General features: G+C 41.1%; 7 protein-coding genes. 2 read left to right on the top strand and 5 right to left on the bottom strand.

What is annotated here, in order from left to right; translation table 11 throughout:
- Nucleotides 1–231 precede the first annotated feature (231 nt).
- On the top strand, nucleotides 232–1,725 hold the full coding sequence (locus tag GR160_RS10280) for a T9SS type A sorting domain-containing protein (RefSeq protein WP_160749782.1): 1,494 nt from the start codon (nucleotides 232–234) through the stop codon (nucleotides 1,723–1,725).
- A 63-nt stretch (nucleotides 1,726–1,788) separates the two neighbouring features.
- On the opposite strand, the gene murC is transcribed toward GR160_RS10280, so the two are convergent.
- Nucleotides 1,789–3,147 carry a UDP-N-acetylmuramate--L-alanine ligase gene (gene murC, locus GR160_RS10275; protein ID WP_160749781.1) on the bottom strand — a complete coding sequence of 453 codons (1,359 nt, stop codon included), beginning with the start codon at nucleotides 3,145–3,147 and terminating at the stop codon, nucleotides 1,789–1,791.
- Between the two features lie 234 nt (nucleotides 3,148–3,381).
- Here murC and GR160_RS10270 point away from each other — a divergent pair, with 234 nt between their 5' ends.
- Nucleotides 3,382–9,873: an MG2 domain-containing protein gene (locus tag GR160_RS10270; protein WP_160749780.1), complete on the top strand. Its 6,492-nt coding sequence runs from the start codon at nucleotides 3,382–3,384 to the stop codon at nucleotides 9,871–9,873.
- Between the two features lie 18 nt (nucleotides 9,874–9,891).
- Here the strand turns inward: GR160_RS10270 and GR160_RS10265 are convergent, their stop codons facing one another.
- The 4 genes from GR160_RS10265 to GR160_RS10245 all read right to left on the bottom strand — a co-directional run bounded on the left by GR160_RS10265 (nucleotide 9,892) and on the right by GR160_RS10245 (nucleotide 15,419).
- Nucleotides 9,892–11,862 (bottom strand): LTA synthase family protein, encoded by a 1,971-nt coding sequence (locus GR160_RS10265; RefSeq protein ID WP_160749779.1) that lies wholly within the window; start codon nucleotides 11,860–11,862, stop codon nucleotides 9,892–9,894.
- A gap of 233 nt (nucleotides 11,863–12,095) precedes the next feature.
- Entirely contained in the window at nucleotides 12,096–13,382 is a 1,287-nt protein-coding gene (hemL, locus tag GR160_RS10260) for a glutamate-1-semialdehyde 2,1-aminomutase (protein WP_160749778.1), read from the bottom strand.
- 10 nt (nucleotides 13,383–13,392) lie between these two features.
- Nucleotides 13,393–14,523 (bottom strand): glucosaminidase domain-containing protein, encoded by a 1,131-nt coding sequence (locus GR160_RS19410; RefSeq protein WP_237421204.1) that lies wholly within the window; start codon nucleotides 14,521–14,523, stop codon nucleotides 13,393–13,395.
- 2 nt (nucleotides 14,524–14,525) lie between these two features.
- On the bottom strand, nucleotides 14,526–15,419 hold the full coding sequence (locus tag GR160_RS10245) for a 1-aminocyclopropane-1-carboxylate deaminase/D-cysteine desulfhydrase (protein ID WP_160749777.1): 894 nt from the start codon (nucleotides 15,417–15,419) through the stop codon (nucleotides 14,526–14,528).
- Nucleotides 15,420–15,528: the final 109 nt, after the last annotated feature.

The raw sequence follows: 15,528 nt of genomic DNA, 5'->3' as shown, positions 1-15,528 counted from the left end.
GTAAACCAATATCTATTCTTGTAAATTTTATAATTACAATCTTCACTGAACAATCTGCTTAAAAGGATACATCGCGTATCATACAAACATCAAAATAATAATTTAATGCATTGAATAAAATTTCTAAGAAATAAATCGACTGCTGATTTCTTGATTTTTAGTTAATTGTTTTTTATTGTGTACTTAAAAAAGTTATATTAGTTTGAAAGTCTGAAAACTAATATAATAGCCATGAAAAAAATAATTACTTTTACCATACTTCTTACTGCACTTAGTGCTAATTCGCAACAAAATGTTGAATTAGACCCAGACTTTGGTACTTTGGGAGTGTCGGGTTTTAACGACTTTTTTTATTCCTCCTCAATGGCGGTTCAGGCCGACAATAAGATTATAATTGCAGGAGGCACAAGTGGCTTCGGGATTTCCCGAATGTTAGTTGATGGAGGTATTGATACGTCTTTTGGAACGAATGGCCTGACGACAATTACGTTTATAGAGCCGGGACCACAAACTGCCGATACTTATGTTTATGATATTGCAATCCAGTCCGACGGAAAAATACTTGTAGGCGGATACTGTAATAACAATGTAAATCAAACTGATTTTGCTTTGGTTCGTTTAAACACAGACGGTTCGCTTGATACGACTTTCAATAACACGGGAATTCTGCTATTCGGATTTGGAAGCCAGGAAGATCGCGGTTATGATATTGCCCTTCAACCGGATGGGAAAATTCTCATGACCGGAGACTCGTTTACAGGTTCTACCCGGGATATTGCACTTGCGAGAATAAATTCGGACGGAACGTTTGATACCACATTTAGTGAAGATGGCAAACTAACTCTTGAAATTGCCGGCGACAATGATCAGGCAAGAGCCGTGGCTGTACAGCAGGACGGCAAGATTGTAGTAAGCGGTTATACTTATCAGCCAGGTATATTATATTCTAAATTTTTAACCGTGCGGTTTACTTCAACAGGTGAAATTGATAGTACATTTGGAACTAACGGAATAGTAACAGTTGATATTGCCTCTCACAACGATATGGCGTATGACATGATTATACAGCCCGATGGCAAGATTGTTGTTGCAGGTGAAAGTAACGGTTCAAACGACGATTTTTCTATTGTAAGACTAACGACTAACGGAGTATTGGATACTTCTTTCAGTGGCGACGGAAAACTGTTGATTCCTTTCGGGATTAGTTCTGACTATGGTCGTTCAATAGCGCTACAGCCCGATGGTAAAATTTTATTTGGCGGATCAACACAAATGGGATCTTATCAGGATATAGCTATCGCAAGGATTAATACAGATGGCACTCTCGACACCAGTTTCAGTTCCGACGGGAAAATAAATATACCTATTCTAAATGGTGTATATATAAACGATATCGCACTTCAGTCGACCGGAAAAATTTTAGCATCCGGATACAGCAGTACTTACCATATTATGGTTGCCCGAATAATGGGAGCTAATCCGCTATCAGCAACTGATTTTGAGGCCTCTGAATTTGCGTTCTTTCCTAATCCTGCAAAGAGCACCGTTACATTTACACAAAGTATAACAACGCTATCAATTTATTCACTTGATGGCAAATTAATCAGCGAAAAATCTAATTTCGGAACTATCGCAGATGTTTCAAACCTATCTAAGGGGGTTTATTTCATGAAGGCAATCACTGAAACTGGTCGATACCATACAGCAAAGTTGATTGTTAATTAGCTTTCAACTTTAATATCCTTTTTATGTAAAGACATCTGGCAGTGTGTTAGCAACTAAACTCTACTATATCAACTCCTTTACCTCATCAAAATTAAGTCCACCATAGTTGCCGGAACTCATAAGTAAAAGAGCAGTTCCCTTGGCATCATGCTTAAGGGTATACAGATAGTTTTTAAAATCGGCCGGGTTGGTATAAATAATAAGGTCTTCGCGGTTAAAAGCTTTTGCAATCTGGTCGTAAGTAACCTCTTCAAGCCTTTTTATTTTAACGGCATCGGGGCTGTAAAACACCACGGCAACATCGGCTGCATCAAGCGCACCCTCATATTGCTTTAAAAATTCGGCATTAAGGCTGCTGTAAGTGTGTAACTCCAGACAGGCCACAAGTGTGCGGTCCGGGTATTGTTCTTTAACTGCCTTAGTAGTTGCGCTTACCTTGCTTGGCGAATGCGCAAAATCTTTATAGGCCACATTATTGCCTTTCTCAGCAATCTTTTCAAGGCGTTTGCTCGCTCCTTTAAAGGTGGCTATAGCCTCATAAAAATCGGCTTCGTCTATACCCATGTTCTGACAAATCCATTTAGCACCGGCAAGGTTGTTAAGGTTGTGCGCGCCAAACACCTCTATAGGCATAGGGCCTTCAGGCGTTTCCAGTAGGGTAACACCGTCTTTCACACTATACTCAGGCGTGCTGTAAGCCAGCTTGCGGATAGGATTGGTAGCACCCTCGGCTACTTTTTTAACCTCGGGGTCGTTCTCGTTGTACACTAAAATACCGCCATTGGTAATTTTAGACACAAATATTTCAAACTGCTCTACATAATTCTCAAACGTAGGGAACACATTAATATGGTCCCAGGCTATGCCACTTATCAATGCAATATTGGGTTGGTATAAATGAAATTTCGGACGTAAATCCATAGGAGACGACAGGTACTCATCGCCTTCCAGCACAATAAAATCATTCTCTTCAGTAAGGTGCACCATAGTATCAAAACCCTCAAGCTGTGCACCTACCATATAATCAACCGCTACATTATGATAGTTCATTACATGCAGTATCATACTGGTAATAGTAGTCTTGCCGTGGCTGCCACCTATTACTACACGGGTTTTATCTTTGCTCTGCTCATACAAAAATTCAGGGTAACTGTATATTTTCAGTCCAAGCTCCTGTGCTTTAAGCAGCTCCGGGTTATCGGCCTTGGCGTGCATACCCAATATCACGGCATTGATATCGGCAGTTATTTTTTCAGGAAACCACCCCATCTCTTCGGGCAGCAGTCCGCGCTTTTCAAGACGGGTGCGGCTGGGCTCAAAAATGGCATCGTCGCTCCCGGTAATTTTGTATCCTTTTTGGTGCAGGGCAAGAGCCAGGTTGTGCATGGCGCTGCCACCTATAGCTATAAAATGTGTACGCATTTATATCGTGGTTTTAACGGAAGAAAATACGGTTTTCTTCGGCAAACCAAAAGTAATAAAATGATTGGAGGTATTAAAAATACAAACAAAAATAGTAGCAGATTTTTTGATCGGAATGTTAAAATTATTAGCTACATTAGGCAGTAATTAGCAGGTATTTTTTTACATCTGTTCCCAACCATTTAGTTATAAAAACCCTCTTTATAAATAAGCACACTAAAGTGCATTATAACCATGAAGCACACCCTACTTTTTATAGCACTACTTTTCAGCACATTGGTAACCGCCCAAGACTATGATAAAATGTGGGAAAGGGTTATTGCCCTCGAAGTAAATGGACTAACAAAACCGGCAGCACAAATTGTTGACAGCGTTTATACAATAGCAAAGAAGAAAAAAAATGAACCTCAAATTATAAAGGCATTCTTTTTCAGGTCTAAGTACCTGCAAACACTTGATGAAGAAGCACAGATAAAAATAACAAGCACATTGCAACAGGAAATCAAGGCAGCCTCTGCCCCTACCCGTGCCATACTTGAAAGTATTTATGCAGAGGTATTGAGCGATGTTTACATAAAAACCAATCATAAAATAGAAAGCCGCACTAACCTTGATGCCCCCGCCGATAAAGACATGCTAACGTGGTCCGGAAAAAATTTTAGGGATGAAATTGCCGCAGCCTATGCCCGCAGCCTGGCTAACCCGGAGATACTTTATAAAAAGCCCCTTAAAGATTATGAGGCTATTATCAACTTTAACCCCGTACTGGCTTTTACTAACCGCTCTTTATATGATTTTTTAGCCGAACGTTACCTTAACGGGAATAAAGTAAGCCATTACGAATCAGATTATATCGACCTGGATAGGCTTAAACCGCAACTTGAAAAACTATACGGCACATCCAATGAGTTTTTACAATTTAAAATGCCCGACAGCCTTCCTCCCGGATTTGTTAAAAAGATAAGCCTGATGCAAAGCATGGAGAAGCTTTACAACAGCAAAAAAGACAGCTACAGCATGCAACGCGCCTTAATTAGAAGGCTTAATTATTTGCAAAGCAAAGATCAGCATTCTGAAACAAAGCAACTCCTTACTGCTACATTGCAAAAATGTGCAGACGAGTGGGGCAAAAACCCGTTTGCCTACAGAGCAAAACTTATGCTTGCAACTGTACTGTCGGGCAGTGCAGATAAAATAACCGCGCCTGATAATTATAAAAAAGCAATGGCTCTTTATGACGACATTGTTGCTAATACAGCTATTAACGATGCCGCTGCCGAGGCTCTTAACAGCCGTTCTGCCATAACTGCTGTAAAGCTAAACCTGCGCATACAAAAATATGCATCTCCAAACAACCCAATATTAGCACAGTTTAGATTTAAAAATACCCCTGAAGCTACTGTAAACATTTATAAAACAGACTACAAAACAGCGTCTAAAGGAAATTACAGCGGCGATGTAATAAACTGGCAGAGAACCCATAAGCCCTATATAAGCAAAACATACAGCCTACCCGAAAAAAATGATCATTTTGAATATACCACAGAAATAGTTTTACCGCCATTGCCCAAAGGCTATTATATTATTAGCGCGATGGCACCGGGATTGGAATTGGAAGCAGACCGCGGCTCATTTGACATCTTACAGGTTACAGCACTTGCCCTGACACATCAAGACGCAGACAACCATATAAGCTATCAAATTGTAAATAGCCTTAGCGGCCAGCCAATAAAAAATGTAAAGGCTGTAGCTAATAACGTTACTTACACTACCGACAAAAACGGTCGTTTTGATATTGAAAATGACGGCAGTAACAAACAAAATGATGTATTTATAACACACGAAGGCGACACGCTTAACACTTCTTTTTATTTGTATAGGGGCTACAACGACGATAGCGGGTTTAGTGCTACCGCCTCTGTCTTTACCGACAGGGCTATATACCGCCCGGGGCAAACAGTTTACTTTAAAGTTATTGCTACACAAAATAAGCAGGGGGTTTACAGCGTTGTGCCTAATACTTTTTTTAAGGTTGTTGTAAATGACCCTCACTGGAAAGAACTAAAAGAGTTTAGATTAAAAACCAATGCTTTTGGTTCTTTTTCGGGAGAATATACATTACCTAAAAACGGTGTTACAGGAAACTTTAGCATTGAAGTTGAAGAAGATGATGAGTATGAAGACGATGACCCATTTTGGGACGAAGTAGATTTTAAATCTGAAGAAATAAACTTTAGTGTTGAAGAGTATAAAAGGCCTACGTTTGAAGTAGTCTTTAACCCCATAACTAACGATATTCACCTTAACAAGAAGGCTACGGTTAGCGGCATTGCAAAATCATTTAGCGGTGCCCCCATAAGCAATGCAGAGGTTGAATACACAGTTACACGCCATGCCCGCATGAGCCTTTACAGATATTATAGCGGAGGCGGAAGCACTACAATTGCAAAAGGCGAAGTGACTACAGATGCGAACGGGAAATTCAACATAGAATTTGATGCCCTGCCCGACTTGGAATTTAAGCGCGATGGCCTGCCTGTATTTACTTATACCGTTACTGCCACTGTTACCGATGCTAACGACGAAACCCACGAAGCCCAAAAAGCAGTTTTTGGCGGATATCATTCATTACTTTTAGATGTAAGTGTGCCCAATGTTGTAAACAGCAGTAAAGAGGCAGAAGTTAGTCTTGACTCTAAAAATCTTAATAGTAATTTCAGGGCGGTGCAGGGCGAAATTATTGTTTATAAAGTGGCCGACGAAAAACGTGTTACTACGCATCGCCCATGGCAGCAGCCGGAAATACAAACCATGACCCAGGAAGAGTTTGAAAAACTTTTTCCTTACATACCTTATAAAAACACAGTAAAAGATACCGTTATACGTCTAAACGCAGTGTACAGACAAGGCATTAATACCACTACAGATAAAAAAGTACTTTTAAAGCAACTGCAGCAATGGGAAGCCGGAAGATATCAGGTAGTGTTCTCAGCAAAAGACTCGCTTAATACCCCAGTAGAGAGTACAGCCTTATTTACGCTTACTAAAGATAATGAAACACAAATGCCCGGCGGAGAACCTTTTGTTTACGAGATTAAAAACAGCGATTACAAAAAAGATGGCCATATTTTGTTAGAACTAAGGTCGCCATTACCCGCCCTGTATGTAAATGTAGAATCTGCAACTGCAAACTATAAACTTTATAACGAAGTGGCGATTATTAAAAATGGGCGTGCTACAGTAAAAATACCTATAGGCAAAAAAATTAATGGTGCGGTGGCCTTAAAACTCGACTTTATTTGGCAAAATAATTATTATGAGCAAAACACTACAGTTATAGTGGCTGACGAACTTGAAAAACTGCAAATAGAAACCCAAACCATTACCAATAAACTATTGCCCGGCAGCAGCCAAAACTGGTCTTTTATAATTAAAGATAATAGTAAAGCCACAGCCGAAGTACTGGCCTCTATGTATGACACCTCTTTAGACCAGTTTACTACAGCTGACTGGAACAGTTCTTTAGGATGCGATAATTATAACTATTACAGATTACCCCAAAAAGAATTTAAAAACTTTGGCTTTAGCGACCTCTACCTGCAACAAAGCAATAAAAATTATTTAGAGCCTAATAATATCGAATCACTCTATACCTTTGGGTTTAGCATGAATAATCATAGTGCTGCATACTGGGCAGAAAGACCAAAAAATCAAATTCCGGGAAGCAGGGCTTTAAAGATAACAGGCATTGTTACAGATGAGCAGGGTATGCCTATTCCTGGAGTTTGGGTAAGCATTCAAGGAACAGTAGAGGGCACCATTACCGATTTTGACGGCAACTACGTTCTCTATGCTAACAAAGAAGACAAAATTTTATACAGTTTTTTTGGTATGGCAACTGTGGATATTATTGCGCAAAGGGCAGGCGGCCTGAACATAACACTTAAAGGTGATGCGAAAATGCTTGAAGAAGTAGTGGTTGTGGGCTATGGTACTGTAACAAAAGAAGCCTATACAGGAATTGCAACAAAAATAACACCAGCTAAAGGATATGGAAAAGAATTTAACAGCGTTGCTCAGGCACTGAAGGGAGAAACAGCCGGCGTATATATTACAAATAGTAATGGGGTACCGGGAAGTGGAGAGAACATACGTATTAGAGGATTTGGCTCTGTAACCGGAGAGGCAAAACCCCTTTATGTGGTAGATGGCACACCTTTATCTGAAGACGAATTTCGCAATTTGAATACTAACGACATTGCCAACATAATAGTGCTTAAAGATGCATCGGCCACTACTATCTATGGCAGCCGTGGTGCTAACGGGGTTATCATTATCAGTACAAAATCGGGGCAGGAAGAACTCAAAGCACTGCAACAGGTAGGAGCACGCAAAAACTTTAACGAAACTGCCTTCTTCTATCCTCACCTTACTACCGACAGGAAGGGCAAAATAGCTTTTACCTTTACTACTCCCGAAGCCCTGACCGAGTGGAAACTGCGCCTGTTAGCACACAACAAAAAAGCTGCCTCGGGTTATTTAGAGAATACTTTTGTTACCCAAAAAGATCTTATGGTAGTGCCTAACATGCCACGCTTTTTACGCGAAAAAGATACTGTAGTTATTAAGGCTAAAATAACGAACCTTACTACAGACACAAAAAACGGATCTGCATTGCTACAACTCTATGATGCCGTAACCATGCAGCCTGCCGATGCACAAATGCTTAACCTGCAAAATGTAAAACCGTTTAATATTGCAGCAAAAGGCAATACTACTGTGAGCTGGAAAATTGCCGTACCAGCCGGCATGCAGGGAATACAATACAGAATAGTGGCAAAGGCCGGAGATTTTTCGGATGGTGAAGAGAACATACTGCCCGTACTTACAAACAGCATGCTGGTTACAGAGAGCCTTCCGGTATGGGTAAAGCCAAACACATCTAAAACCTACACCTTTAATAACCTTAAAAACAATACTTCCACCACCCTGCGCAATCAGGGCATAACGCTCGAATATACAAGTAACCCTGCTTGGGTGGCATTACAATCGCTGCCTTATTTAACAGAGTATGAACACGAGTGCAGCGAACAGCTTTTTTCCCGCTTTTATGCCAATGCCATAGCCACACACATTATAAACAGCAACCCTAAAATTGCCGAAGTGTTTGCTGCATGGCGGGCATCGGGCAAACCTCTTTCTAAACTGGAACAAAACGAAGAACTTAAAAGCATACTTATTGCCGAAACCCCATGGTTGCGCGATGCCGAAAGCGATGAAGAACGCAAAAACAGGCTGGCACTAACCTTTGACCTTGACAAAATGAAAGCCGGACTCGAAACGGCCTTTGCTAAACTTGACGATAAGCAACTTAGTTCAGGTGGATTTCCATGGTTTGGCGGCACCCAGGCCAGTAGTTATATTACGCGCCATATACTGGCCGGTTTTGGACATCTCAATAAACTGAATATAACCCTGCCTAACAGTAATGATGTAAAAGCATTAACCAATGCTGCTATTAAATATGTAGATGAAGAATTTATTAAAGAATATAAAACCTCAAGACCAGTAAAAAACAATAAAAAGTGGATGCCAGCCACCAATACTGCAAACCTGCATTACCTGTACATGCGCAGCTTCTACCTTACACAAAACCCCGTTAAAGATTCACTCGCAACAATCATAAACATGCATATTGCCAGAGTAAAAGAGAACTGGCTTAACTATTCATTATATGATAAAGGTATGGCAGCTCTTACACTGCATCGCTTTGGTGACACGCTAACAGCAAAGAAAATAATCACCGCTCTTAAAGACAGTAGTGCGCTGAACGAAGAACACGGCATGCACTGGATAAACAATAACTCCGGTTGGTACTGGTATCAGGCTCCTATAGAAACACAGGCATTATTGATAGAAGCCTTTACTGAAGTAGCAAACGATACGGCATCGGCCGATGCTATGAAGGTGTGGCTTATAAAACAAAAACAGAATAAAAACTGGCCTACCACAAAATCGACTTCTGAGGCCGTATATGCACTACTCATGCAGGGCAGCAACTGGCTATCGGTAAAAGAGGATACTACTATTAAACTGGGTGATGAAAAACTGCTTGCTAAAAAAATGGGCGAAACCGTTCAGGAAGCGGGCACAGGATATTTGAAACTAAACTGGAAACCCGAAGAAATCACTAAAGATATGGCTACACTTACTGTAGAGAACAAATCGGCAGTACCGGGCTATGGCGGGTTTTACTGGCAGTATTTTGAGGAGCTTGATAAAATTAAGCCTGCCCAGGAAAGCATTATGAATATAAACAAAGAACTTTACCTGAAAGTAAATACTTCTGCCGGACAGGAACTGCAAAAAATCACACCTGCCCAACCATTAAAAACAGGTAATCTGGTTACTGTGCGCCTTATACTTACGATTGAAGAAGATGCAGAGTTCGTACATTTAAAAGACCTGCGTGCTGCCGCCTTCGAACCTGTAGATGTGCTATCAGGCTATAAGTATAAAGACGGCCTTGGATATTATCGCAGTAGCCGCGATGTGGCTACACATTTCTTTTTTGACCGTATTAACCGCGGAACCTATGTTTTAGAATATGATGTTAGGGTAAACAATGCCGGCGAATATAGCAACGGCATTAGTACTATACAGAGCATGTATGCACCAGAATTTAGCGGGCACACTACCGGGATGAGAGTTAAAACAGTGGAGTAATGCAATTAAAATAAACCCCTACCTCACTGCCATGTGCGCTTTTTGTTCGCCTACGGTTTTGTAAATACGTTTGTTTACGTGCAGATAGTATTCCTGTAAAAAAGCCTTGAATTTTTTTATCATGGCTTCATCTTCGCCAGTAAGCGATCGTACCATATTATTTTTGCATAAGGGATCTTTGCGGTAGTCAAATTTGCTTACCACTACTTTTTCATTAAACAGGTAGCAATACTTATCGGTAACAAAATTAAAAGCCCCGTTGCTAAAACTTACAGCAAAATGACCTTTGGCCTGAGATTCATCAAAATGATCTTTACCAAAAGCAAAATACTGCTTGTCATAATCAAGCATGCCCAGCAACGTTGGCATTACGTCTATATGTTGTATAACTCTGTCGTCTTTACCCCTAAAATTGCTGTTGGGCTTAAAGAACAACAGCGGTATAGCATATTCGTTAGGCTGTTTGCTGTATTTTTCGTTATCGGCACCACTGCCATGGTCGGCAGTAATAATAAAGAGCGTGTTGTTATACCAAGGCTCGTTTTTTATACTCTCAAAAAACTGCTTCAGGGCATAATCAGTATATTTAATAGTGCGGTGTATAGGCAGTGTACCATCCGTAAACTTCCCGGCAAACTTATCGGGAATACTGTATGGGTGATGTGAAGACAGCGTGAACAGCGTGGCAAAGAAAGGACTTTTAAACCCATTGATCTTTTTATGCACATAAGGCAAAAATTTATGATCCCAGATGCCCCACTTGCCGTCAAAATCGTCATCTCCCATTTCGGCTTCATACTCTTCACGAGAAAAGAATTGCTTTATTCCGGCAGTTTTTCCAAACGACACGAAACTCATAGACTCGCGCACACCACCATGAAAAAATGCAGTCTGGTAACCCATTTCGTTCATGCACTCCGGAAGTGCATGATATGACGATACCGAATTGGGCAAAGATAAAAAGTGTTCTTTAAACGATGGTATAGATGCCCAAATGGCAGGCATAGCATCTATAGAACGCAAGCCACTTTGGTAGGCATTAGTAAACACATAGCTTTGCCCTACGAGCGAATCAAGGAAGGGTGTATAGGTTTCCTGACCGGGTTTAAACTGGTCTGACAGGCTTTTTATATGCGCCTCGCCAAAACTTTCGAGCACTATTAAAAAAACATTGGTTTTTCGGTCTATATCAAAATCTTCTCCCGGTGCTATGCGGTGCGTTGTAGGTGCAAGGGCTTGTGCCAGCGAGGCATCTAAATAATTAAGGCTGGGTACTGTTTTAGATTTGCCTATGGTGCGCAGCAGGCAAAACGGGTTGCTTAGCATTACTGAGGTATGCGTAGGATTCTCGGTGTACAAAAAGGCATCGTTCATGCTTATAGGAAAAGATGCCATTGCAAAAGTAGCCCCCCTTATAAAAAACACTGTTACAACAGCCATGAGGCCTAAATAGCCAAAATGCAGACCAAAGTATCGTCTTTGGGTCATGGCGTTGGTTTGCTGCTGTTTTATGTTTTTGTAACCGTACCATAATGCCGCAAGAAGCAAAAAATAAAACGCAACACCATACCAATAATCTGCAATAAAGTCAAAAATCAATGCGCCGCCCTCTTTAAGCAATATAAAATCGCCCAGCACTATACGTGCCTGCTTAAAAGGGTAATAAAAAATATCGGCAATATTAACCATCAGACCCAATGCATTGCCTATCATAAAAATTGCAAAAGTTATTTTTTGCCATGACGTTTTTTCGGCAAAGCGAAAAGGCATCAACGACAAAAAAATAAACGGAATGTTTATATAGAGAATAGATACTGTATCAAACATCAGGCTGCCTTTAATAAGGTTCCAGCCACCTGTTTTCTGAAGTGGGTCTATGAGCGGATCATTACAAAAATAAAACATCAAACGGCATAGAGCGAAAGCCACATAAACCATTAAAAGTCTCAACAAAAGCACAGCCAATCTGTTCTTAAACTGTAACTTCATATTTTTTAAGAGGTTAATTTAAAGAATTACTAAAAATATCCGTCAGTATTAACGGTTACAAAAGTAATTTATTTTAAAACATCCTTAACAAATTCTTAACCTTTTATTAGCTTACCTAAACCATAGCGTATATTTAAAACTAAAATACTTAAAGACTATTTTTTAAACTTTTTAGAAACAAAAAACGCATGACACCTACTAAGTGCCATGCGCTTTTAAATATGTGTTATTTACTAAAGTGTTACCGCTACTTTCTCAATTGCATTAAGCGTAAAATCAAGGTCTTCATACGACAGCGCATCAGTAATAAACCAGGTTTCATAGGCCGATGGAGCAATATAAACACCCTCGCTCAACAAACCATGAAAGAATTTTTTAAATGATTCGTTGTCGCCGTTGGCAGCTGTTTTAAGATTCGTTACCGGGTTCGCATCAAAATGTACAGATATCATACTGCCCGTGCGGTTAATGGTATGGGCAATGTTGTTAGCCTCTAATATTTTCCTGATACCGCTTTCAAGATAAGCCGTCTTTTCTTCAAGCCTTGTAAATATAGCATTGTCGCTGTTAAGGGCTTTGAGCATTTCAAATCCGGCAGCCATTGCCAGCGGATTGCCTGACAGGGTACCTGCCTGATAAACGGGCCCCACAGGCGCAAGGTAATCCATAATTTCATTACGTGCAGCAAATGCCCCTACCGGAAGGCCGCCCCCAATAACTTTACCAAAAGCAACAATATCAGCCTTAATGCCAAACAGTTGCTGGGCACCGCCTTTTGCAAGTCGGAATCCTGTCATTACCTCGTCAAAAATAAGCAGTGTTCCGTTAGCATCGCACAATTCGCGCAGTGCCTGCAAAAAGCCTTTTGCAGGAGGTATGCAGCCCATGTTTCCTGCAACAGGTTCTATAATAATAGCAGCTATTTCGCCTTTATTTGCTTCAAAAAGGTCTTTTACATTTTGCAGGTCGTTGTAGGTTGCCAGCAAAGTATCTTTAGCAGTACCCTGAGTTACACCCGGGCTATTGGGCACGCCAAAAGTTGCTGCGCCACTCCCTGCCTGTATCAGGAACGAGTCGCTATGGCCATGATAACAGCCTGCAAATTTTATTATTTTCTCACGATTAGTAAACCCACGTGCCAGTCTTACTGCACTCATGCAGGCCTCTGTACCGCTGTTTACAAAACGAATCTTATCTATATTTGGCACCATAGAAACTGCTAAAGCGGCAATCTCGGTTTCGAGTGCTGTAGGCGTTCCAAAAGATGTGCCTTTCTTAGCCTTTTCTATAACAGCATTTACAACAGGGTCATAGGCATGCCCAAGTATCATCGGGCCCCATGAGTTAATATAGTCTATATAACGGTTTCCGTCTTCATCAAACAAATACGGGCCTTTAGCCTCTTTTACAAAAATTGGAGTTCCGCCCACACCCTTAAAGGCGCGCACAGGAGAGTTTACACCACCCGGAATTACCAAAGAGGCTTCGGCAAACAGGCGGCTGCTACGCTGGTATAACATAATTGCGTGATTATTTTAATTTAAGTACCTGCCCAATAGATATTGCATTGCCCGAAAGGCCGTTTAGCTGTATCAGCGCATCTACAGTGGTATTATTTTTTTTAGATATAGAGTATAGCGTATCGCCTTTTATTACGGTATAGCTGTCTGCTGCTGGTGCATTTACTGCCTGCTCTATGCTTGGTGCAGGAGTTACTACTGTTGTGGCTGTAGTAGTTGTAGCTACCGGAGCAGGGGTTGTTACTACGGTTGTAGCCACCGGAGTGGTTACAGGGGTCGTAGTGGTAACAACAGTATCGGCTACAGGGGTAGATACCGGAGTGGTTGTAGTTACTGTTACCGGAGCGGTGGTTGTTGCAGCAGGTGCAGTAGTGGTTACTACAGCTACTGGAGCAGGTGTTGTTGTAACCGTTGTAGTTTGTGTTTGTACCGGGGCAGACGTAGTTGCTACTGCTGCAGGAACAGATGTTTGCACAGGCGCAGGCACATCTTTAACAGGTTTATAATTTCCGCCTAAAACTTCAGAATCATATTGTGCAAGGTTAAAACGCTCAATAAGGCCGATAAGCTTGTCCGGATATTTCGGGTCGGTGGCATATCCTGCTGCTTTAAGTCCTTTTGCCCAGCCTTCGTAGTCGTCTTGTTCAAGTTTGAAAAGGTTGGCATACCTGCTCCTTCCTGTAAGGAACAGCGAATGGTCGTTAAACGATTCTGATGCATCGTTGTATTTCCTGAAACACTCCTGGGCAGCATCGTCATCATGATAAATTTTATCGCCGTCCCATCCGGTGTGGCATTTAATACCAAAGTGGTTGTTTGCTGTAACCGCAAGCTTGCCCCTGCCCGCACCCGACTCTAATATGCCCTGAGCCAATGTTATACTGGCAGGCACACCGTGGTTTTTCATGTTTTGTTGGGCTATATCTTTAAACTGATTTACATACTCGCTTACCTGCTCGCTGTAAACTGTGGTCTTAGAGGTGCTTTCGAGCGTTTCTGTTTTTCTTGTGGTAGTTTGTGCACCTGCAGTGCTTTGAGATTTATTGCTTACACCCGCTTTGGTGGTTACAATTTTAGGTTTAGTAGTGCTACAGCTAACAATGCTGCCTAATAATACAAACGCCAGAATTTTTTTTAACATGCTCATGAAGTTTTAATTATGGGTAGTTTTTTACGCATCAGCTCTTTGTTCATCCCTGCAATACCCTGCAAACCGCCTGTATGAATGAGCAGTATGCGCGCATTTTCAGGAAAATATCCTTTATGGATAAGGTCTGTAACGCCAAAAAACATCTTCCCAGTATAAACAGGGTCTAAAAGTATGCCTGCAGTATCAAAAAAATCGTTCATAAAAGTTATAAGGGTCTCACTTACCTTACCGTAACCTCCAAAATGATAGTCTTCTACAAGCTCCCAACAGCCCTTTCGGGCAAATTTACAAATATCGTCCGATAATCCTGCACCTTTTAACGCAGGAAACCCAATTACTTTTTGCTCCGCCTTTGCCGAATTGATAATGCCCGACAGGGTTCCGCCAGTGCCCACAGCACAGCAAACATGTGTAAAAACAGCGTCGGCCTCATCGAGGATCTCCTCACAGCCTTTAACTGCAAGAGCATTAGTACCGCCTTCAGGCAGCAGATAAAAATCACCAAATTCCTGCCTTAAGCTTTCAATAAAAGTTTCATCGGTTTTATTACGGTATGCCTCGCGCGATATAAACTTAAACCGCATGCCGCATTTTCGGGCAAATGCAAGTGTGGGGTTCTCATCTATTTTACTTTTAAGTTCCTCACCTCTTATAACGCCAATAGTTTCAAACCCATATTCTTTTCCTGCAGCAGCCGATGCTGCAATATGGTTGCTAAACGCGCCTCCAAAAGTTAGCAGGCATTCCCTGCCTTCCTGTTTTGCCTGCAAAATATTGTACTTCAGCTTCCGGAATTTATTGCCCGATATGTGTGGGTGCAATAGATCTTCACGCTTTACCGTAAGGGTTATATTGCCGGGATATGTGATTGAAACAGATTGGTTCATGCTGCAAAGTAACTACAAAATAGAGATGTTGCAAAAACAGAACTTACTAAAAGGATAGTAATTTTAGCGAACTTTAAATTATCATTAAGATTTCTAATTTTTGTATCTT

It is taken from the genome of Flavobacterium sp. Sd200 (genome assembly GCF_009826935.1).
GTDB lineage: Bacteria > Bacteroidota > Bacteroidia > Flavobacteriales > Flavobacteriaceae > Flavobacterium.
Note: the sequence above shows the minus strand (reverse complement) of the source record. Positions and strands in the feature narration are given on the sequence as shown.